A 20,849-nucleotide genomic window follows, 5' to 3' on the forward strand; every position below is an offset into this window, starting at 1 on the left:
ATCCTACTCCGCGGCCTGTTGCATGGCGTTGCTGGCGAAGGCGATATCGCCCCGCGATGTCGCGACGACGGTATCGACGTCGAGAATGAGGGCGACACGACCGTCGCCGAGAATGGTGGCCGCGGCGATGCCGGGCACGTTGCCGTAATTGGTCTCGAGGCTCTTGATCACGACCTGGCGCTGCCCCTGGATGGCATCGACGAGGAGCGCCGAACGCAGCCCCTTCTCCGCCTCGACCAGGATCGCGACGCCGCCGGTGGCGTCCGTCGGCTGATCGGTGAAGCCGAGCTCCCGCCCGACATCGACCAGCGGCAGGAAGCTGTCGCGCACCTTCACCAGCCGGGCGTCGCCGCCGAAGCTCTTCACCTCTTCGGGCTTGGGCTGCAGCGTCTCGATGATCGCGGTCAGCGGCACGACCACGGTCTGGTCGCCGACCGAGACGATCATGCCGTCGAGGACGGCCAGCGTCAGCGGCAGGCTCATCGTGAAGATCGAGCCCTTGCCGGGTTCGGAGGTGATCGACACGCGGCCGCCGAGGGCCTGGATCGAACGCTTGACGACATCCATGCCGACGCCGCGGCCCGAAAGCTCCGACACCGAGGAGGCGGTCGAGAAGCCCGGCGCGAAGATCAGGTTGTCGATCTCCTCGTTGGTCAGGTTCGCATCCGCCGGGACGAGGCCCTTGCTGACGGCGATCTCCTGGACCTTCGGACGGTTGATGCCGGCGCCGTCATCGGTGATCTCGATGACGATGCGGCCCGAACGGTGCATCGCCGCGACCTTCACCACGCCTTCGGCGGGCTTGCCGGCCGCCAGTCGTACCTCGGGCTTCTCCAGGCCGTGGTCGATGGCGTTGCGCAGCATGTGGGTCAGCGGATCGGCGAGGCGCTCGATGACCGTCTTGTCGACTTCGGTCCACTCGCCTTCGGTGACGAGGCGCACGGTCTTGCCGGAGATCTCGGCGACTTCGCGGGCAAGCCGCGGCAGCCGCTGGAAGACCGACTTCACCGGCTGGGCGCGGATCGCCATGACGCTGTCCTGGATGCCGCGGGTGAGCTGCTCGAGTTCGTCGAGACCGACCGCCAGCTCCGAGGTGCGGGCAAGGCCCGCCTGATAGGCGCGCTGGGACAGCATGACCTGATGGATGACCAGCTCGCCGACGAGGTCGATCAGCCGGTCGACGCGCTCCAGGTCGACACGGATGGTCTGGGCGGCCGCGGTGGTCGCCGTGGCCGGCTTGCCGTCGGATTCGGGAGCCGCCTTGGCCTCGGAGGGCATCGCCTTCGGCACGGCGTTGGCGGCCGGAGCCGGTGCTGCTGCGGGAACGCTCGCCGGCTCGGGCGCGGCGGTCGCTGCGGGAGCGGCGGGCGTCTCGTCCTCGGCGACGGGTTCGGCGTCGGGCGCGGCTGCTTCCGGCGCGTCGGCGATCTCCTCAGGAGCCTCCGCCGGCACGTCGCCGCGGATGCGGGCCAGGATCTCGGCCAGATCGGAATCGAAGCCGCCGGCGTCGCCTTCCGGCTTGTCGGCCTCGATCGTCAGGTCGCAATCCCACTCGACGAATTCGAAGATCTCGCGCACGGCCTCTTCGGTCGCGGAGGTGCGCAGCTCGATGTTCCAAGTGAGATAGGCGCTCTCGGGATCGAGATCCTGCAGCTGCGGCAGCTCGCTGGTGTCGCAGGTTACCTCGGCCTCGCCGAGCTTGCAGAGATCGCGCAGGACGACCGCCGCCTCGTTGGCCTTGGAATAGAGACCTTCATGCGGCTTGAAGGAGATCTGGAAAACCGTCTCGCCGTCATCGTCCGCATCGTCGCCGCCGCCGAGAAGATCGTCGAGATCCACGGCGATCGGGACGAAGTCGAGATCGCCCATGCCCTGGTTGTCGTCCTCGCCGGCCGCATCCTCGGTCTCGACCGCGCCGCCGCCGACCAGTGCCTTAAGTTCGGCGGCCAGGCCGTCATTGCGGGCCGCGTCGGCCACGCCGCCGTCGCGGGCGACGGTGACGAGGTCGGCCAGGGCGTCGCCGGAACGCAGCATCACCTTGATGACCGTGTCCGTCGCTTCCAGCCGGTTGGAGCGCAGCTCGTCGAGGGTCGTCTCGAAGATGTGGGCAAAGCGCACCAGATCGTCGAGGCTGAAGGCGCCGGCGCCACCCTTGATCGAATGGACAGCCCGGAACACGGCGTTGACCGTATCGGAATCGGCCTCGCCATTCTCGATCGCCAGCAGCCCGGCTTCCAGCTCTGCAAGCTGCTCGGCACATTCCTCGAAGAATGTCTGCCGGATTTCGGCCATCGCGTCCATGTCGCTACCTTCTTGTTCCTGCTCGGACTGCTGTCTGCGTCGCGGTCACTGCGGCCCGCTCGGGCCGCGCGACCGCCGACAGGGCGCTCTGCCTAGGCGGCGACGCGGTTGATCGCGTCGACCAGCTTGACCGGGTCGAACGGCTTGACGATCCAGCCGGTCGCGCCCGCGGTGCGGGCCCGCTGCTTCTTCTCGGCATCGCTCTCCGTGGTCAGCACCAGGATCGGGATGGCGCGACGCCGGGGATCGACCCGCACTTCCTCGATGAACTGGAAGCCGTCCTTGCGGGGCATGTTGATGTCCGTGATGATGACATCCGGCTCGACTTCCATGCCTTCCAGGACCTCGATCCCTTGGGCGCCGTCTTCGGCCTGCACCACGATGAAGCCCTGCGACGACAGCGTCGCCCGCAGCATCTCGCGCATGGTGCGCGAGTCGTCGATCGTCAGAACTGTCCTGCTCATGCGAGGCTTCCCTTGTCGCTGATGTGCTCGGGCGACAGCCCGAGAAGTTCGAGGCCGCTCAAAAAGGCGTCCGAAGGTGTGTCGAGGTCGAACGGCGTGTCATCGACCTTCCAGGTCGCGGCTGCCGAGAGCAGGACCTGAACGCACTGGCCGCCGAGCCGGGTGACCTTGGAGGCGTCGACCTTGACCGGTCCGCCACGCAGGGCCAGGAGCTGTTCCGCCAGTGGCGCGGCTGCCTTGATGTCGAGAACTTCCGGCAAGCCGACGGATGTCGCCTTGCGGGTTGCGGGCTTCCGGGCCATCAGAACTCCTCCCAGCTATCTTCTTGAACCTGCGTGGCGCGGGCGGCGCCGCCCGAACCGGTGGTGCGCATCTGCGTCACGCCGCGGGACGGCGCATGGCGCTGCGGCTGCGTCCGGCCTTCGCTGCGGCGGGCACCGGCATTGCCGGCACTGGTGCTGAACTTGGCCATGGCATGGGCCAGCTCGTCGGTCTCGTTGGCCAGCGTCTGGCTGGCTGCCGTCGCCTCTTCCACCATCGCGGCGTTCTGCTGGGTCACCTTGTCCATCTGGTCGGCGGCACCCGAGACTTCGCGCAGGCTCGTCGCCTGTTCGCGGGCCGAGGAGGCAATGGTCGAGATGACCTCCGCCATGGCGCTGACCTCGGTGACGATCTCTTCCAGCGACTTGCCCGAGGCCGTGACCAGCTCGACGCCGGTGCCGACCTGCTCGCGGGACGTCGCGATCAGGGTCTTGATCTCCTTGGCCGCTTCCGCCGAGCGCTGGGCGAGCCCGCGCACTTCCTGGGCGACGACAGCAAAGCCCTTGCCCGCCTCGCCGGCCCGCGCCGCCTCGACGCCGGCATTCAGGGCGAGGAGGTTGGTCTGGAAGGCGATCTCGTCGATGACCGAGATGATCGAGTTGATCTTCTCCGAGGACTGCTCGATCTGGCCCATGGCCGCGACCGCCTTGCCGACGACCTCGCCGCCCTTCTGGGCCTTTTCGCGGGCACCGGACGCCACCTGCTGGGCCTTGCCGGCACCCTCGGCGGTCTCGTTGACGGCCTGGGTCACTTCGCCGAGCGCCGCGACGGTTTCCTCGAGGCTCGCCGCCTGCTGCTCGGTGCGGTGGGCGAGATCGTTAGAGGCCGTGTTGATCTCGCCGAGACCGGTGCGGATCGAGGCGATGGAGGTCACGACATGGCCGATCGCCTCTTCCAGCGAGGCGACGCTGGCGTTGAACTTGGCCCGGATCGGCTCGAATTCCTCGGCCACCCGGTCCTGCATGCGCACGGTGAGGTCACCGGCCGACAGGCGCTCGAAGCCCACTTCGACGACGCCGACAAAGGCCCGCAGATCCTCGGCCTTGGCGTTGTCGAGCGCGGCCTGACGCTTCTTGGCCTCGTCCTGGCTGATACGGGCGGCCTCGGCCGTTGCGGCGAGTTCGTCCCGCTCGATCGCGGCCTGCTTGAAGGTCTCGACAGCGCCGGCCATCTCGCCGACCTCGTCCTTGCGCTGCGCGCCAGGGACCGTGATGGTCTTGTCGCCATCGGCGAGCTTGCGCATCACGCCGGTCATCTGGACGATCGGAGTGGCGATCCCGCGGGACAGGGCCCAACCGAGACCGGCGGCAACCAGGATCAGCGCGCCCATGCCGGCCAGAAGAGCGCTCTCGGCGGCGACATTGGCAGCGGCTTCGGCGTTGCTGGCCGCGGCGACGCCGGCCGTCGTCGTCTCGCGGACGCCATCGAGAATGGTCTCGATCGGCTCGATGAACGCGTCAGCCTTGCCGGAATTGAACAGCGCCAGCGCCTGCGGATAGGTGAGTTCGTTGCCGGCATCGCGGATCACCGGGTCGGCGATCTCGGTCTGCCAAGCCTGCATCGCGGCAGACACCTGCGGCAATTGCGCGGCGATCGGGCTGCCGGCACCGGCGACCTCGCCGAGATATGCGACGTTCTTCTGGAAGGTCGCGTAATGCTCCTTCACCCGGCCGGAGAAATAGGTGTCGCGGGTGATCATGAAGCCGCGCAGCGAGTTTTCCTGGCGGGCCAGCGCGAAGCGCGCGTCGATCGCGGCGTTCGACAGCGCGACCTGATTGTTCTTGTCCTCGGCGGCCGTCTCGATCTTGACCATCGACTGGAACAGCAGCGCCCCCATGCAGGCGGCGATCACGACGAGGATCGCGAAGGCTGCTGCGATCTTCGTTGATATCTTCAGATTGGCCATTTGCATGATCGGGAACGTCCTTGGGCGGCGGCGACGGCTCCGGGCTTGCGGAACGACGCTGATGGGAAATTAGGGGAGCGATGGTTAACGGATTCTTATCGTCGGCCCGTCGAAGCTTGCGTCAGGGATGCGCTGCATCTTCGTTGCAGTCACCGCACCATCTGGTCTGAAATTGCTTTCATTTGTCTTGCGGATCGGACCACGACGTTCATTCTCGCAAAATTAAATCAGTAAGATTCTCTTGGGGTTGCCGCCAGCAAGCTAAGGTTGCCGTACAGTTCGTGGACCGATCTGTTCCGCTCCCTCCCCTCGCCCCGAACCGGACGCCGGACGCAAAACGGGCCCGGCCTTGCGGCCGGACCCGATCGGTCCCTTCGGACTGTGCGATCCGATTAACGGAAGAGCGACAGCACCGACTGCGAGGACGAGTTGGCGATCGAGAGCGCCTGGACGCCGAGCTGCTGCTGCGTCTGCAGCGCCTTCAGCCGGGTCGACTCCTCGGTCATGTCCGCATCGACCAGCGTGCCGACGCCCTTGTCGATGGAGTTCCGCAGGTTGGAGACGAACTCCGACTGGATATCCATGCGGCTCTTGGAGGCACCGAGATTGGAGGCCGCCGTGGTCATGTCCGAAAGGATCTTGTCGACGACCCGCACCATGGCGTTCACCTGTGCATCTGTTGTGGTGCTGGCCAGGGCAATCACCGTACCCGTGGCCGCAGTCGTTTGACCGACGACGTCGATCAGCCGGTAATTGTCCGGCGTCGCCGTCGGCGTCGCCAGCAGCTGGTCGGCATCGTAGTCCTTGGTCAAAAGACCCAGGGTCTCGTTGTCCGTGCCGATCAGCGTCATGCTGGAGACGTCCAGGCCGATGGTGCCGACCGAGACGTTGCCGCCGGAATCGCGGTTGAACGAGGCGACGACGTTCTTGGTGCCTGCAGCGGCCGCGGTCGAGTTCTGCAGCCAGTTCTCGCCCGAGAAGCTGGCCGAGGACGCGATGCTGGAGAGCTGGTTCTTCAGCTCGGTCAGTTCCGAGTTGATCTTGGTCTTGTCGACGCCCGGCTCGAGAGCCGCCAGCAGCTTGGACTTGATCTCGGAGGTGACGTCGATCGCCGCTTCCATGCCCGTATAGGCCACGTCGACCTTCGCCTGGCCGAGGCCGAGGGCGTCTTCGACGGCGCCGAGCGCCTTGTTGTCGGACCGCATCGTGGTCGCGATCGACCAGTAGGCGGCGTTGTCCGACGCCGCACCGACGCGGTAACCGGTCGAGATGCGGTTCTGGGTCTGGTCGAGGCTGCTGTTGATCGCCGACAGGCTCTGCAGAGCCGTCATCGCCGACGTATTGGTGTTGATGGAAGTCATTGTGTTGTCCCGTAACGCGGAATTTCAAACAGGGGACAGTCCGGATCGGCCGGCATAACGAAGCGGCATCATGCCCGTGACCGATGAACTCTTCACCGGTCACCTCGCTATGGGGCCACCATCGGCCGGCATCGACTACCGGCTACTTAAATTCATTGGTTAACGCGTGGGCAGGACCGGCCCGGATCGCAGTCATCCTCAACGAAGGATTAACAAGACCGTTCAAAGACGAGAAATAGACTGGCAGGCTTCCATGGGCAGACGCGAAAACGGGCCCGGCCTTGCGGCCGGACCCGTCTGTCTCAATATCGAGGTGTCGTGTCTTAGCGGAAGAGCGACAGCAGCGACTGCGAGGAGGAGTTGGCGATCGACAGCGCCTGGACGCCCAGCTGCTGCTGCGTCTGCAGCGCCTTCAGGCGGGTCGACTCTTCCGTCATGTCCGCATCCACCAGCGTGCCGACGCCCTTCTCGATGGAGTCGCGCAGGTTGGAGACGAACTCCGACTGGATGTCCATGCGGCTCTTGGCGGCACCAAGGTTCGAGGCAGCGGTGGTCATCGCACCGAGGGCCTCGTCCACGTCCGAGATCATCGTGGAGATGTTCGCGTCGGTGGTTGCACCGGTCAGCGTGAAGGTAGAGACGACCGTGCCACCCGTGCGGCCCGTGTCGAGAATGCCGGCCGCGCCGTTCGAATCGAACAGCTTCGTCTTCGACGTGTCGACGCCGATGGTGCCGACCGAGACGTTGCCGCCGGAATCTCGGTTGAACGACGCGACAACGGACTTCGTCGCCGTGTAGCCCGCAGCACCGCTGTTGACCGACAGCCAGTTCTCACCCGAGAACGACGCCGACGAGGCGATCGAGGTCAGCTGACCCTGCAGTTCCTTGATTTCCGAGTTGATCTTGGTCTTGTCGACACCCGGCTCGCGGGCGGCAACCAGCTTCGACTTGATCTCGTCGACGACGTCGATGGCGGCGGTCATGCCGGTATAGGCCGTATCGACCTTCGCCTGGCCGAGGCCGAGCGCGTCCTGAACGGCACCGAGGGCCTTGTTGTCGGACCGCATGGTGGTCGCGATCGACCAGTAGGCGGCGTTATCCGACGCCGCACCGACGCGGTAGCCGGTGGAAATGCGGTTCTGGGTCTGGTCGAGGCTGCTGTTGATCGCCGACAGGCTCTGCAGAGCGGTCATTGCCGACGTATTGGTGTTGATCGAGGTCATTGTGTTGTCCCGTAACGCGGAATTTCAAACAGGGGACAGTCCGGATCGGCCGGCATAACGAAGCGGCATCATGCCCGTGACCGATGAACGCTTCACCGGTCACCTCGCTATGGGGGCACCATCGGCCGGCATCGGCTACCGGCTACTTAAGCCAGATAGTTAACATCAGGTCCGGATCCGGCTTTGCTGCGGCATCCTGAATCAAGCTCTAATGAAACCTTCCGGATTTTCTGCATTACGCGCCCGGATCAACGCAAAAACGGGCCCGGCCTTGCGGCCGGACCCGTCTGTCTCAATATCGAGGTGTCGTGTCTTAGCGGAAGAGCGACAGCAGCGACTGCGAGGAGGAGTTGGCGATCGACAGCGCCTGGACGCCCAGCTGCTGCTGCGTCTGCAGCGCCTTCAGGCGGGTCGACTCTTCGGTCATGTCCGCATCGACCAGCGTGCCGACACCCTTCTCGATGGAATCGCGCAGGTTGGAGACGAACTCCGACTGGATATCCATGCGGCTCTTGGAGGCACCGAGGTTCGAACCGGCCGTGGTCATCGACTTCAGGGCCGTATCGACGGCCGAGATCATTCCGGTGAGGACCGTGTCGTCGACATCGGCCAGGGTGATGTCGAGGGTAGACACCGTGTAGGTGACGTTCACCGGCGTTCCAGCGCCGTTGGCCGTGGTGGTCTCCTTGTCGAGGATTCCATCGCCTGTTCCGACTGCCGCGACGTCGCGGAACAGCTTCACCGACGAGACGTCGATGTCGATCGTGCCGACGGACACCGTGCCGGCGGCCGAGCGGTTGAAGGACGCGACGACGCTCTTCGAGCCGGTGCCGCCATCGAACTTCAGCCAGTTCTCACCGGAGAAGGAGGCCGAGGTGGCGATCGAGCCGAGCTGGCCCTGAAGCTCCTTGAGCTCGGACTGGATCTTCGCCTTGTCGACGCCGGGTTCCTTGGCAGCGACGAGCTTGGCCTTCATTTCGTCGACGACGTCGATCGCGGCCTTCATGCCGGTATAGGCCGTGTCGACCTTCGCCTGGCCGAGGCCAAGCGCGTCTTCGACGGCGCCGAGGGCCTTGTTGTCCGAGCGCATCGTGGTCGCGATCGACCAGTAGGCGGCGTTGTCCGACGCTGCGCCGACGCGATAGCCAGTCGAGATGCGGTTCTGGGTCTGGTCGAGGCTGCTGTTGATCGCCGAGAGGCTCTGCAGCGCCGTCATCGCCGACGTATTGGTGTTGATGGAGGTCATGTTGGTGTCCCGTAACGCGGAATTTCAAACAGGGGACAGTCCGGATCGGCCGGTATAACGAAGCGGCATCATGCCCGTGACCGGTGATCTGTTCGCCGGTCACCTCGCTATGGGGGCACCATCGGCCGGCATCAGCTACCGGCTACTTAAAGTTGTTGGTTAACGACTTCAGCAGAGACCGCTTCGTGCGCCATCCTGAATGAATTGCTAAAGGTTGGGCGCCATATGCCCTCCCTCACGCGAAGACGGGCCCGGCCTTGCGGCCGAACCCGTCGATCTCAATGTCGAGGTGTCGTGTCTTAACGGAAGAGCGACAGCAGCGACTGCGAGGAGGAGTTGGCGATCGACAGCGCCTGGACGCCGAGCTGCTGCTGCGTCTGCAGGGCCTTCAGGCGGGTCGACTCTTCGGTCATGTCCGCATCCACCAGCGTGCCGACGCCCTTCTCGATGGAGTCGCGCAGGTTGGAGACGAACTCCGACTGGATATCCATGCGGCTCTTGGCAGCGCCGAGGTTCGAGGCAGCCGTCGTCATCAGCCCGATCGCTTCGTCGACGTCCGAGATCATCGTCGAGATCGCCGCGTCGGTGGTCGCGCCGGTCAGCGCCAGCGTCGACACTCTGGTGGTGCCGGTGCGTGGGCCGTCCAGGATACCGTTGGTATTGTCGGTATCGAACAGCTTCGTCTTGGTGGTGTCGATGCCGATGGTACCGACCGAGACCGTGCCGTCAGCGGCGCGGTTGAACGAGGCAACGACATTCTTGGTGCCGGCAGTGATGCCCGTGCCGATCGACAGCCAGTTCTCGCCCGAGAAGGAGGCGGAGGACGCGATCGAGGTCAGCTGACCCTGCAGTTCCTTGATTTCGGACTGGATCTTGGTCTTGTCGACACCCGGCTCGCGCGCGGCAACCAGCTTGGTCTTGATCTCGTCGACCACGTCGATGGCGGCGGTCATGCCGGTATAGGCCGTGTCGACCTTGGCCTGGCCGAGGCCGAGGGCGTCTTCGACGGCGCCGAGCGCCTTGTTGTCGGAGCGCATGGTCGTGGCGATCGACCAGTAGGCCGCGTTGTCGGACGCCGCACCGACGCGGTAGCCGGTCGAGATGCGGTTCTGGGTCTCGTCGAGGCTGTTGTTGATCGCCGACAGGCTCTGCAGAGCCGTCATTGCCGAAGTATTGGTATTGATCGAGGTCATTGTGTTGTCCCGTAACGCGGAATTTCAAACAGGGGACAGTCCGGGCCGGCCGGTATAACGAAGCGGCATCATGCCCGTGACCGGCGTTCCCTACGCCCGTCACCTCGCTATGACGCTACTTTGCGCCGCCGCCACCTACCCACTACTTAAATTTGATAGTTAACGACATGCTCCGAACTTCGCTTCAAAGTTCATCCTGAATCAAATGCTAAGAGTTGGACCAACCGCCCTGCCCCGAACGCAAAAACGGGCCCGGCCTTGCGGCCGGACCCGTTCGCTTCAGAATGGCTGCGTTCCGGATTAGCGGAACAGCGACATCAGCGACTGCGAGGACGAGTTGGCGATCGACAGGGCCTGGACGCCGAGCTGCTGCTGCGTCTGCAGCGCCTTCAGCCGGGTCGACTCTTCGGTCATGTCCGCATCGACCAGCGTGCCCACGCCTTTCTCGATGGAATCGCGCAGGTTGGAGACGAACTCCGACTGGATATCCATGCGGCTCTGGGCGGCACCGAGATTGGACGCGGCGGTGGTCATGCTCTTCAGCGCCGTGTCGACATTCGAGATCATCGCGTCGATGACGGTCTCGACGGTCTCGGCGGTCGTGTAGGCGCCATCGACCGCGGCCTGGTCGAGGACCGCCGTGCTGATGTCGATGTCCATGACGTTGCCGGCGATCTGCGTGGCATCATCACCGATCAGCGCATCCTTGTTGAGGATGCCGTCGTCGTCTGCCGGTGTCGGGACACCCGCACCATTGTTGCCGAGCAGCTTCACCGCCGATGCGTCGATGGCGATCGTCCCGACCGAGACGGCGCCGGCGCTGCTGCGGTTGAACGAGGCGACGACGTTCTTGGTGACGGCCGCACCGTCGAAATTCAGCCAGTTCTCGCCGGAGAACGAGGCCGATTCGGAGATCGACGTCAGCTGGTTCTTCAGTTCGGCAATCTCGGACTGGATCTTGTTGCGATCTACACCCGGCTCGCGCGCGGCAACCAGCTTGGTCTTGATCTCGTCGACAACGTCGATGGCGGCCTTCATGCCGGTATAGGCCGTGTCGACCTTCGCCTGGCCGAGACCGAGCGCGTCCTCGACGGCACCGAGCGCCTTGTTGTCCGAGCGCATCGTGGTGGCGATCGACCAGTAGGCGGCGTTGTCCGACGCCGCACCGACGCGGTAGCCGGTCGAGATGCGGTTCTGCGTCTCGTCGAGGTTGTTGTTGATCATCGACAGGCTCTGCAGAGCCGTCATCGCCGACACGTTGGTATTGATCGAGGTCATGATGTGTCCCGTAACGCGGAAAAATGAACAGGGGGACAGTCCGGGTTGGCCGGCATAACGAAACGGCATCATGCCTGTGGCCGGAACTCTGGCAGACCACTTCGCTATACCGTCAGGCTGTCAGCTTATCGCTACGTTTCGCTTAAGTAGAATGGTTAATGCTTTACTTCGGAGCGCTTCCTGCTGCCGCATGGGGAGATGGACAACGTCACGCAGGCGTCTTCCCGGGCCAAACGAAAACGGGCCCGGCCTTGCGGCCGGACCCGTCTGTCTCAATATCGAGGTGTCGTGTCTTAGCGGAAGAGCGACAGCAGCGACTGCGAGGAGGAGTTGGCGATCGACAGCGCCTGCACGCCCAGCTGCTGCTGCGTCTGCAGGGCCTTCAGGCGGGTCGATTCTTCGGTCATGTCCGCATCGACCAGCGTGCCGACGCCCTTCTCGATGGAATCGCGCAGGTTGGAGACGAACTCCGACTGGATGTCCATGCGGCTCTTGGCGGCACCAAGGTTCGAGGCACCGGTAGTCATCGACTGGATGGCACCGTCGACGGCCGAGATCATCTCGCTGATGTCGGTGTCGTCGATGTTCGCCGCGGTGATGTCGAGCGTGCTCACCGATACGGTGACAGCGCCGGCGCCCGTGGTGGTGAAGGCGGTGTTCAGGATGCCGTTGTTGGCACCGCCGCCGCCGACCGTGTCGTCACCGAACAGCTTCGTACCGCCGATAACGATGTCGATCGTGCCGACCGACACGGCACCGGCCGCGCTACGGTTGAACGATGCCACGACGCTCTTCGAGGTACCTGCGGCACCGTCGAAGGACAGCCAGTTCTCGCCCGAGAAGGATGCCGAGGTCGCGATCGAGCTCAGCTGACCCTGCAGTTCCTTGAGTTCCGCCTGGATCTTCGACTTGTCGACGCCCGGCTCGCGCGCTGCGACGAGCTTCGACTTCATCTCATCGACGACGTCGATGGCGGCTTTCATGCCTGTGTAGGCGGTGTCGACCTTCGCCTGGCCGAGACCGAGCGCGTCCTCGACGGCGCCGAGGGCCTTGTTGTCGGACCGCATCGTGGTGGCGATCGACCAGTAGGCGGCGTTGTCCGACGCCGCACCAACGCGGAAGCCGGTCGAGATGCGGTTCTGGGTCTCGTCGAGATTGCTGTTGATCATCGACAGGCTCTGGAGAGCCGTCATTGCCGACACGTTGGTATTGATCGAGGTCATGTTGGTGTCCCGTAACGCGGAAAATGAACAGGGGGGACAGTCCGGGCTGGCCGGGATAGCGAAACGGCTTCATGCCCGTGGCCCAATCGGCCACCTCGCTATGCCCGCAACATGCCAGCGGCTGGCTACCAAGCGCCTAAAAAAAGTGGTTAACATATTCTTTTTGAAAACGAATTTGAAATCGTAGCGAGTTACAACCATCTTCCCGCCGATAGCCGTCATCCCGACCGGCCCCGTTGACCGCCCGTCCGCGCATGCAAAAACGGGCCCGGCCTTGCGGCCGGACCCGTCTGTCTCAGTGTCGAAGTGGCTGCTCTTAGCGGAAGAGCGACAGCAGCGACTGCGAGGAGGAGTTGGCGATCGACAGCGCCTGGACGCCCAGCTGCTGCTGGGTCTGCAGTGCCTTCAGGCGGGTCGACTCCTCGGTCATGTCCGCATCCACCAGCGTGCCGACACCCTTCTCGATGGAGTCACGCAGGTTGGAGACGAACTCCGACTGGATATCCATGCGGCTCTTGGCGGCACCAAGGTTCGAAGCGGCCGTCGTCATCCGCTGCAGGGCATCGTCGACACCGCTGATGTAGGAGTTCAGCGTCGTCACGTCGGCGGCAGCGTCCGTCAGGGCCGAGATGTCAAGGGTCGAGACCGTGAAGCCGCCGGCGGTCGTCTGGTTCGCCTGATAGACGCCGGTCGTCGACGAGTACACGCCATCGAGGATGCCCGTACCCGCGGTAGCAGCATCGGTAGCGGCGTCGAACAGCTTAGTCTTCGAGGTGTCGACCTCGATCGTGCCGACCGAGACGGCGCCTGCGCTGTCACGGTTGAAGGAGGCGACGACTGACTTGGTGGCGTTGGCCGGTGCCGTGGAATCGACCGACAGCCAGTTCTCGCCCGAGAAGGATGCCGAGGTCGCGATCGAGGTCAGCTGACCCTGCAACTCGGTGATTTCGGCCTGGATCTTGGTCTTGTCGACGCCCGGCTCGCGGGCCGCGACGAGCTTGGCCTTCATCTCGTCGACGACGTCGATGGCGGCCTTCATGCCGGTGTAGGCGGTATCGACCTTCGCCTGGCCGAGGCCGAGCGCGTCCTCGACGGCGCCGAGGGCCTTGTTGTCCGAGCGCATCGTGGTGGCGATCGACCAATAGGCGGCGTTGTCGGATGCCGCACCGACGCGGAAGCCGGTCGAGATGCGGTTCTGGGTCTCGTCGAGGTTGCTGTTGATCATCGAGAGGCTCTGGAGAGCCGTCATCGCCGACGTATTGGTGTTGATCGAGGTCATGATGGTGTCCCGTAACGCGGTAAAATGAACAGGGGGACAGTCCGGATCGGCCGGTATAACGAAACGGCATCATGCCCGTGGCCGAAGAACAAATGGCCACCTCGCTATAGGGACACTATGCCAGTAGCTGGCTACCAAGCACCTAAGGAAGGTGGTTAACGCTTTCTGTTTTCTACGAAATCCGATTGCATTCGGAAAGCCGCGATATCGGAACGAGAGGCGACCGATTCCCCTGCCTGCCCGAAGGACAACCGCCCCAGAACGTAAAGCGGGCCCGGCCTTGCGGCCGGACCCGTCTGTCTCAGTAGTGCTGTGTGATGTCTTAGCGGAAGAGCGCCAGCAGCGATTCCGAGGAGGAATTGGCGATGGACAGGGCCTGGACGCCGAGCTGCTGCTGCGTCTGCAGCGCCTTCAGCCGGGTCGACTCCTCGGTCATGTCCGCATCGACCAGCGTGCCGACGCCCTTCTCGATGGAGTCGCGCAGGGTCGAGACGAATTCCGACTGGATGTCGACGCGGTTCTTGGCGGCGCCGAGGTTCGAGGCGGCCGTCGTCATGGCCTGCAGCGCCTCGTCCACGTCCGAGATCATGGCGGAGACCTGAGGATCCGTCGTCGCAGCGGTGATCGTGAAGGTGGAGACGACGGTGCCGTTGGTGCGTCCCACGTCCAGAATGCCATCGGTGTTGTCGGTATCGAACAGCTTGGTCTTGGTGGTGTCGACGCCGATGGTGCTGACTGAAACCGAGGCGTCGGCCGCGCGGTTGAACGAGGACACGATCGTCTTGGTGCCGGCCACGATGCCGGTGCCGATCGACAGCCAGTTCTCGCCCGAGAAGGAGGCCGAGGTCGCGATCGAGGTGAGCTGGCCCTGCAACTCGGTGATTTCCGCCTGGATCTTGGTCTTGTCGACGCCCGGCTCGCGCGCGGCAACCAGCTTCGCCTTGATCTCGTCGACCACGTCGATGGCGGCCTTCATGCCGGTATAGGCGGTGTCCAGCTTGGCCTGGCCGAGGCCGAGCGCGTCCTCGACGGCGCCAAGCGCCTTGTTGTCCGATCGCATGGTCGTGGCGATCGACCAGTAGGCGGCGTTGTCGGACGCCGCGTTGACGCGGTAGCCGGTCGAGATGCGGCTCTGCGTCTCGTTGAGGTTGCTGTTGATCATCGACAGGCTCTGGAGAGCCGTCATTGCCGACACGTTGGTGTTGATCGAGGTCATGATGATGTCCCGTAACGCGGAAAACTGAATGGGGGGACAGTCCGGGTTGGCCGGCATAGCGAGACGGCATCATGCCCTACGTTCCCGACCTGCAAGGTGGAACGCATCGCTATGAGGACGACTATCGCGGCAGGCTCCTTCCGAGGCGTTAACGGTAACGCCCCGTTGTCTTTCATGGTTAACAGAGGCTTTCAGGCCGCCTCCCCTCGCCCGCCTGCGCCGTACTTCAGAACGCAAAAAGCCGCCCCAGGGGGCGGCTTTCGTTCGTCACGCCGGCGTACCGCGAGGGGCGCCGCCGAAATGTTGCTTCGATTAGTTCTGGAAGAGCTGCAGGATCGCCTGGCTCGAGGAATTGGCGATCGACAGCGCCTGCACGCCGAGCTGCTGCTGCGTCTGCAGTGCCTTCAGCCGGGTCGATTCCTCGGTCATGTCCGCATCCACCAGCGCGCCGATGCCCGACGAAATGGAGTCGGTCAGGCTGGAGACGAAGTTCTGCTGCAGCTCGATGCGTGACTTGGCCGCGCCGAGATTGGCGGCGACATTGGTCATGTCGGTCAGAATCTTGTCCACGACGCGAACCATGGCGTTCACTTCGGCCGGGGTCGTCGCGCTATCGAGTTCGATCACCGTACCGGCCGCGGCCGTGGTCTCGCCCGGCACGTCGATCAGCCGGTAGTTCACGGGAGTGCCGGTTGGCGTGGCGAGCAGCGCGTCGGAATCATAGGTCTTGGTCAGAACGCCGGTGGTCTCGTTGTCCGTTCCGATCAGGGTCATCGCCGACACGTCGACGGTGATCGTGCCGATCGAGACCGAGCCGGTGGAGTCGCGGTTGAAGGAGGCGACGATGTCCTTGGAGCCGGCGGCGGCCGCGGCGTCGTTCTGCAGCCAGTTCTCGCCGGAGAACGAGGCAGAGGACGCGATGCTCTGCAGCTGCTTCTTCAGCTCGCTGATTTCCGACTGGATCTTGGTCTTGTCGACACCCGGCTCGCTGGCCGCGACCAGCTTGGCCTTGATCTCGTCGACGACGTCGATGGCGCTTTCCAGCGCGGTGTAGGCGATGTCGACCTTGGCGGCGCCGAGACCCAGCGAGTCCTCGACTGCCGACAGGGCCTTGTTGTCCGAGCGCATGGTCGTGGCGATCGACCAATAGGCGGCATTGTCCTTGGCTTCGGCGACACGGTAGCCCGTCGAGATGCGGTTCTGGGTCGCATCCATCGACCGGTTGGTTGCCTGCAGCGTCTGCAAGGCCGCCATGGCCGCGATATTGGTATTGATGCTGGTCATGACACTCTACCCTCGGTGCTAACTTCGCCCGCATTCCGCTAAGGCGACGCACGGAGGCCCGCCTGCGCTCGCCCCCATTGGTCGTGAAGGTAGTTTGTTAACCTTAATGGGGAGTTAAGGCTGACGACGCGGCAGGCGGAACGCGCCCGGAAAATCGCGTCGTCAGAAGAAGGATCGGACCAGGGATCCGACCAGCATGTTCCAGCCGTCGATCAGGATGAAGAACAGGATCTTGAACGGCAGCGAGATGATTGTCGGCGGCAGCATCATCATGCCCATCGACATGGTCAGCGTGGCGACGATCATGTCGATCACCAGGAACGGCAGAACGATGAGGAAGCCGATCTCGAAACCGCGGCGCAGCTCGGAGATCATGAAGGCCGGGATCAGCTCCCGCAGATCGACATCACGTTCGTCGGCAGCGCCCTGCTCTTCCGGCTCGACCCGCTCGCGGCTGGTGGCCGCCGCGATGTCGCCGAACAAGGTCAGGTCTTCCGGCCGCACCTGCGTCAGCATGAAGTCCTTGAACGGCTCGCTGATCCGGTAGAACGCCTCTTCCTCGGTGATCTCGTTGTTCAGCAGCGGCTGCAGGCCGTCGTTCCAGGCCCGGTCGAAGGTCGGCGCCATGACGAAGAAGGTCATGAACAAGGACAGCGAGATCAGGATCAGGTTGGCCGGCGTCGTCTGCAGGCCGAGACCGGTGCGCAGGATCGACAGCGCGATGACGATGCGCGTGAAGGACGTGACCATGACCAGGAGGCCCGGCGCGATCGACAGGATGGTAACGATGCCGAAGAGCTGGACGATGCGGCCGGAGGCGGTCGAGTCGCCGGCCGGCAGGAGGCTGGCGAGATCGGGCAGTCCCGAGGTCTGGGCGGTCTGTGCGAGCGCCGGTCCGGCAAACAGCAGCGCCGCCAGAAAGAGGAGCGTTCTCATTCGGCGATCATCGTCTGGATGAGGTAGTCGACAACGGCGGGCGAGCGCAGCTTGGCGCGCTGGCGCAGATCCTCGCGCAGATGCATCAGGCCGCGGGTGCCCTCGACCTGGGACAATTGCACCGAGCGCAGGAAGGCCAGCGTGTCGGCCTCGATCTGGGCAGCCAGCACCTCGGGATCGGCCGAGCCGTCGTCGCGATAGACCAGGGCCGCCTCGACGCGGAGCCAGGTCTGGGGCGGCGAATAGATGTTGGTGAGGACCGGCTTGAGCGGCATCAGCTTGAGCGGCAGCTTGTCCGCGCTCTCGGCCAGATCGCCGGCCTCGATGTCGACGATCTCGGCGCCGGGCGCCTCGGCCGGCGCCGTCGTGGCCGCTGCGGGTTCCGGCGAAGCGAGCATCATGCCCAGCACCGCGCCGCCGCCGCCGCCCACGAGCGTCAGTATCGCCACTGCGATCGCCGTGGGGATCAGACCCCCTGCCTTTTCGGTCTCTTCGTCCGATGCGCCAATGCTGGCCATGCGCCGAACCCTTCCGCTGTTTCGTCGACGGACGGACCCTCATGGTCCAGCCCTGCCCGACGATCGAGCGTTAACGGTTCAGCCTGTCGCGAGACTTGCCTTGACGGCAGCGTCCCCTACTGGATGGCGACGGCGTCGTAGATCTGCTGCCCCCAGCCGGGTTGCTGGACATCGGTGATCCGCCCGCGGCCGCCGTAGGAAATCCGCGCCTCGGCGATCTTGTCGTAGTTGATCGTGTTGTCGGGCAGGATGTCGCGCGGCCGGATGATGCCGGCGATCGACAGCACGCGCACCTCGAAATTGACCCGCACTTCCTGCTGGCCCGAGATGAACAGATTGCCGTTCGGCAGCTTCTGGCCGACGACCGCTGCGACCGACAGGTCGATGTCCTCGGAGCGTTTGATCTTGCCCTTGCCGGTCATGTCGGAGCTGTTGTCCGAGCCGAGCTGGGCGCCCACCGTCGGCAGCGTGTACTGGCCGAGATTGCCGGCCAGATCGAGACCGGCGGCGATGCCGGACTTGCGCGAGCGTTCGGAATTGTTGTCGATCGAGGCCTGGTCGCGGATGCGGATCTTGACGGTGACGATGTCGCCTTCACTGAGGGCCCGCGGGTCCTGGTAGAAATCGGCCCGGGCGTCGGACCACAGCGAGTGCGACGTATGCGGCTTGCTGGCCGGGAAGGACGCCGGCTGGGCGATGATCGGCGGATATTCGTAGAGCCCTGCGCCGACCGGCGAGAGCGACGGCTCGCGCAGCGCGTCATTGCCGGCTGTCGAACAGCCGGCGAGTGCCGCGACGGCGAGAAGGATCAAGGGCTTCACGTGCGCTTCTCCGCAACCTGCTCGGCGCCCTGCGTGCTGCCTGCCGACGTCTTGGCGACGATGAGCGAGGCGATCTCGGCGGCCACCTTCGGTTCCATCTCGCTGAGGATGTCGCTCGCCAGGCGCGATTTCAGGCGCACCAGCACCGACGCGGCATCGCTGCGCGAGACGATCGCAAGCTGCGACGCGGCGGCGACGGAATCCATGTTGGTGTAGATGTCGACGACGATCTTGGAGGCGTCGTCGAGAAAGCGCTGACGCTCGGCGAGCCAGGCGTTGTAGTCCTCGCGCTTGGCCTGCAATTCGTCGATCTGCTCGGAGACCGCCGCTTCCAGTTCGGTCAGCTGCTTCTGCTCGAGGGCATAGCGCGCGTCCTGGGCCTTGTCGGCGATGCTCAGGCAATAGGCCTCGACCTCGGTCGAGGGCTTGGGCGGCGTGATCACCTCCCCCTTCGGCCCGACGACCCGCACTTCCTGCGGCGGCAGTTCGTCCGGCTGCACCGGCTTCTTGGCTTCGACCGCATGGGCGGTACCCGCGGCAAGGGAGACGGTCAGGAACAGGGCGAGGCACCGCCAGCGGGGATGGAAAGCCTGGATCATCATTGCACCACGAGTTCGGCCTGAAGGGCGCCGGCCGTCTTGATCGCCTGCAGGATCGCGATGATCCCGGTCGGCTTGAGTCCGATGCGGTTGAGACCGCGGACGACTGTTTCGAGATCCGCGCCGCCGACGAAGGCGAAATTGCCGCCATCCTCGCGAGCGTCGATGATGGTCTCCGACGTGACGACCGTCTGGCCGTCCGAGAGCGGGGCCGGCTGCGACACCGACGGCATCTCGCTGATCCGCACCGTCAGATTGCCGTGGGTCACGGCGACGAGGGAGATCTGCACGTCCTTGCCGATGATGACGGTGCCGGTGCGCTCGTCGATCACCACGCGTGCCGGCTGGTCCGGTGCGATCCGCAACTCGCCGATCTCGGCGATGAAGCGCGTGCTGGAGACCTCGGACGGGCGCTTGAGATGCACCGTGCGGAAATCCTCCTCGCGCGCCACGGGCTGGCCCCAGCGGCTGCGGGCATAATCGTTGATCACGTCGACGACGCGGATCGAGGTGCGGAAATCGGGATTGCGTAGCTCGATCGCCAGCTTGCCGTCGTCGTTGAAGCCGCCGGGCACCTCACGCTCGACCAGCGCGCCATTGGGCACGCGGCCGGTGGTCGGCACGCCCTGGGTCAGCTTCTCGCTGTCGCCTTCGGATGCGAAGCCGCTGACGGCGAGCGACCCCTGCGCAACCGCATAGATCTCGCCATCGGCGCCGTAGAGCGGCGTCATCACCAGCGTGCCGCCCATCAGCGAGGTGGCGTCGCCGAGCGAGGACACGGTCACGTCGATGCGCGAGCCGGTACCGATGAAGGCCGGCAGCTCGCTGGTCACGGTGACGGCGGCGACGTTCTTGCTGCGCGAATTCTGCGAGCGGATGTTGACGCCCATGCGGTCGAGCATCGACTGCATCGACTGTTCGGTGAAGGGCGAGTTACGCATGGAATCGCCGGTGCCCTGCAGGCCGATGACGAGACCGTAGCCGACGAGCTGGTTGGGGCGCACGCCGCGGATGTCGACGATGTCCTTGATGCGCACGCTGCCGCGGGCGCTCGCCGCATCGCCGATGACCGGCGCCGGCAGCGACGGCACGCCGCCGCCCGAGCCCGGATAATCGGCCGCCAGACTGCTGTTCACCAATGCGGCGACCAGGCCGGCGACGAGGATCAGACGCTTGCGGATCATCCCGATATCCTGATGCTGCCGTCCGCCGACACGATGCCGGAGACGATGATGCCGCTGTCGGCATTGCGGACGCGTATGGTCTCGCCGGCGCCAGCGGAGCGCAGCGCGGTGCCCTGGCCGGTGATGACGAGGCCCGCCTCGCTGTAGACGAGGGTGACGGCGGCTCCGGCGCGCACCAGATCCGGCTCCTTCAGGTCGGACAGGCGGATCGCCTTGCCCGGCAGAAGGGTGCGGCGGGCGACCCGACCGATCAGCGCGCTGTCATCGACGGCATAGAGCCCGATCTTGTCGTCCTTGACGTAGAAGGCCTTGTGGTTGAGCCCCGGCGCGGTGACGCTCTGGCCGGGATAGATGACCGTCGTGGGCACCGGCAGTTCGAGTTCGGCCGCCAGGGCACGAACCGGAACCGACAGGATGACGAGGGCCGCGAGCGCCAGCGCCACGGCGTAGAGTACGGCCATGACCCGGCCGGGATCGCGCGTACCGCCGCCCATGA

General features: G+C 64.8%; 19 protein-coding genes. All 19 read right to left on the bottom strand.

Annotated features, from left to right (window positions below; all coding sequences use genetic code 11):
• Positions 1-3: 3 nt before the first annotated feature.
• Positions 4-2,301, bottom strand: coding sequence for a chemotaxis protein CheA (locus tag J3367_RS10915; RefSeq protein WP_421460982.1), 2,298 nt, complete (start codon positions 2,299-2,301; stop codon positions 4-6).
• Positions 2,302-2,393: 92 nt separating this feature from the next.
• Positions 2,394-2,765 carry a response regulator gene (locus J3367_RS10920; protein WP_421460984.1) on the bottom strand — a complete coding sequence of 124 codons (372 nt, stop codon included), beginning with the start codon at positions 2,763-2,765 and terminating at the stop codon, positions 2,394-2,396.
• On the bottom strand, positions 2,762-3,067 hold the full coding sequence (locus J3367_RS10925) for an STAS domain-containing protein (RefSeq protein ID WP_024350327.1): 306 nt from the start codon (positions 3,065-3,067) through the stop codon (positions 2,762-2,764). The genes J3367_RS10920 and J3367_RS10925 overlap by 4 nt, the downstream gene beginning before the upstream one ends.
• Complete coding sequence (locus J3367_RS10930) at positions 3,067-4,998, bottom strand: methyl-accepting chemotaxis protein (RefSeq protein ID WP_421460986.1); 1,932 nt, start codon at positions 4,996-4,998, stop codon at positions 3,067-3,069. Before J3367_RS10930 ends, J3367_RS10925 begins: the two co-directional genes overlap by 1 nt.
• A gap of 386 nt (positions 4,999-5,384) precedes the next feature.
• Positions 5,385-6,353 carry a flagellin gene (locus J3367_RS10935; RefSeq protein WP_188075601.1) on the bottom strand — a complete coding sequence of 323 codons (969 nt, stop codon included), beginning with the start codon at positions 6,351-6,353 and terminating at the stop codon, positions 5,385-5,387.
• 323 nt (positions 6,354-6,676) lie between these two features.
• On the bottom strand, positions 6,677-7,576 hold the full coding sequence (locus tag J3367_RS10940; protein ID WP_009210341.1) for a flagellin: 900 nt from the start codon (positions 7,574-7,576) through the stop codon (positions 6,677-6,679).
• 313 nt (positions 7,577-7,889) lie between these two features.
• Positions 7,890-8,822, bottom strand: a complete 933-nt coding sequence (locus J3367_RS10945) for a flagellin (RefSeq protein WP_188075602.1) — start codon at positions 8,820-8,822, stop codon at positions 7,890-7,892.
• 299 nt (positions 8,823-9,121) lie between these two features.
• A complete protein-coding gene (locus tag J3367_RS10950) occupies positions 9,122-10,015 on the bottom strand; it encodes a flagellin (protein WP_421460990.1) in 894 nt (297 codons plus the stop codon).
• Positions 10,016-10,315: 300 nt separating this feature from the next.
• Complete coding sequence (locus tag J3367_RS10955; protein ID WP_421460993.1) at positions 10,316-11,293, bottom strand: flagellin; 978 nt, start codon at positions 11,291-11,293, stop codon at positions 10,316-10,318.
• Between the two features lie 293 nt (positions 11,294-11,586).
• Entirely contained in the window at positions 11,587-12,516 is a 930-nt protein-coding gene (locus tag J3367_RS10960; RefSeq protein ID WP_421460995.1) for a flagellin, read from the bottom strand.
• 316 nt (positions 12,517-12,832) lie between these two features.
• Positions 12,833-13,795 carry a flagellin gene (locus J3367_RS10965; RefSeq protein WP_421460997.1) on the bottom strand — a complete coding sequence of 321 codons (963 nt, stop codon included), beginning with the start codon at positions 13,793-13,795 and terminating at the stop codon, positions 12,833-12,835.
• A 322-nt stretch (positions 13,796-14,117) separates the two neighbouring features.
• Positions 14,118-15,011: a flagellin gene (locus J3367_RS10970; protein ID WP_421460999.1), complete on the bottom strand. Its 894-nt coding sequence runs from the start codon at positions 15,009-15,011 to the stop codon at positions 14,118-14,120.
• A gap of 312 nt (positions 15,012-15,323) precedes the next feature.
• Positions 15,324-16,295 carry a flagellin gene (locus tag J3367_RS10975; RefSeq protein WP_024350318.1) on the bottom strand — a complete coding sequence of 324 codons (972 nt, stop codon included), beginning with the start codon at positions 16,293-16,295 and terminating at the stop codon, positions 15,324-15,326.
• A gap of 162 nt (positions 16,296-16,457) precedes the next feature.
• Complete coding sequence (gene fliP / locus J3367_RS10980; protein WP_024350317.1) at positions 16,458-17,231, bottom strand: flagellar type III secretion system pore protein FliP; 774 nt, start codon at positions 17,229-17,231, stop codon at positions 16,458-16,460.
• A complete protein-coding gene (locus tag J3367_RS10985) occupies positions 17,228-17,749 on the bottom strand; it encodes a flagellar basal body-associated FliL family protein (protein WP_024350316.1) in 522 nt (173 codons plus the stop codon). Before J3367_RS10985 ends, fliP begins: the two co-directional genes overlap by 4 nt.
• Before the next feature lie 116 nt (positions 17,750-17,865).
• Entirely contained in the window at positions 17,866-18,570 is a 705-nt protein-coding gene (gene flgH / locus J3367_RS10990) for a flagellar basal body L-ring protein FlgH (protein WP_009210349.1), read from the bottom strand.
• The gene (locus J3367_RS10995; RefSeq protein ID WP_155898448.1) at positions 18,567-19,169 is read right to left on the bottom strand and encodes a MotE family protein; all 603 of its coding nucleotides are present in this window, start codon (positions 19,167-19,169) and stop codon (positions 18,567-18,569) included. The genes flgH and J3367_RS10995 overlap by 4 nt, the downstream gene beginning before the upstream one ends.
• Positions 19,169-20,353, bottom strand: a complete 1,185-nt coding sequence (gene flgI, locus J3367_RS11000; RefSeq protein ID WP_230784673.1) for a flagellar basal body P-ring protein FlgI — start codon at positions 20,351-20,353, stop codon at positions 19,169-19,171. The genes J3367_RS10995 and flgI overlap by 1 nt, the downstream gene beginning before the upstream one ends.
• Entirely contained in the window at positions 20,350-20,847 is a 498-nt protein-coding gene (gene flgA, locus J3367_RS11005; RefSeq protein ID WP_024350313.1) for a flagellar basal body P-ring formation chaperone FlgA, read from the bottom strand. The genes flgI and flgA overlap by 4 nt, the downstream gene beginning before the upstream one ends.
• Between the last annotated feature and the right edge of the window lie 2 nt (positions 20,848-20,849).

The organism is Aurantimonas sp. NFXS3 (genome assembly GCF_049132005.1).
Taxonomy (GTDB): Bacteria; Pseudomonadota; Alphaproteobacteria; order Rhizobiales; family Rhizobiaceae; genus Aurantimonas; species Aurantimonas coralicida.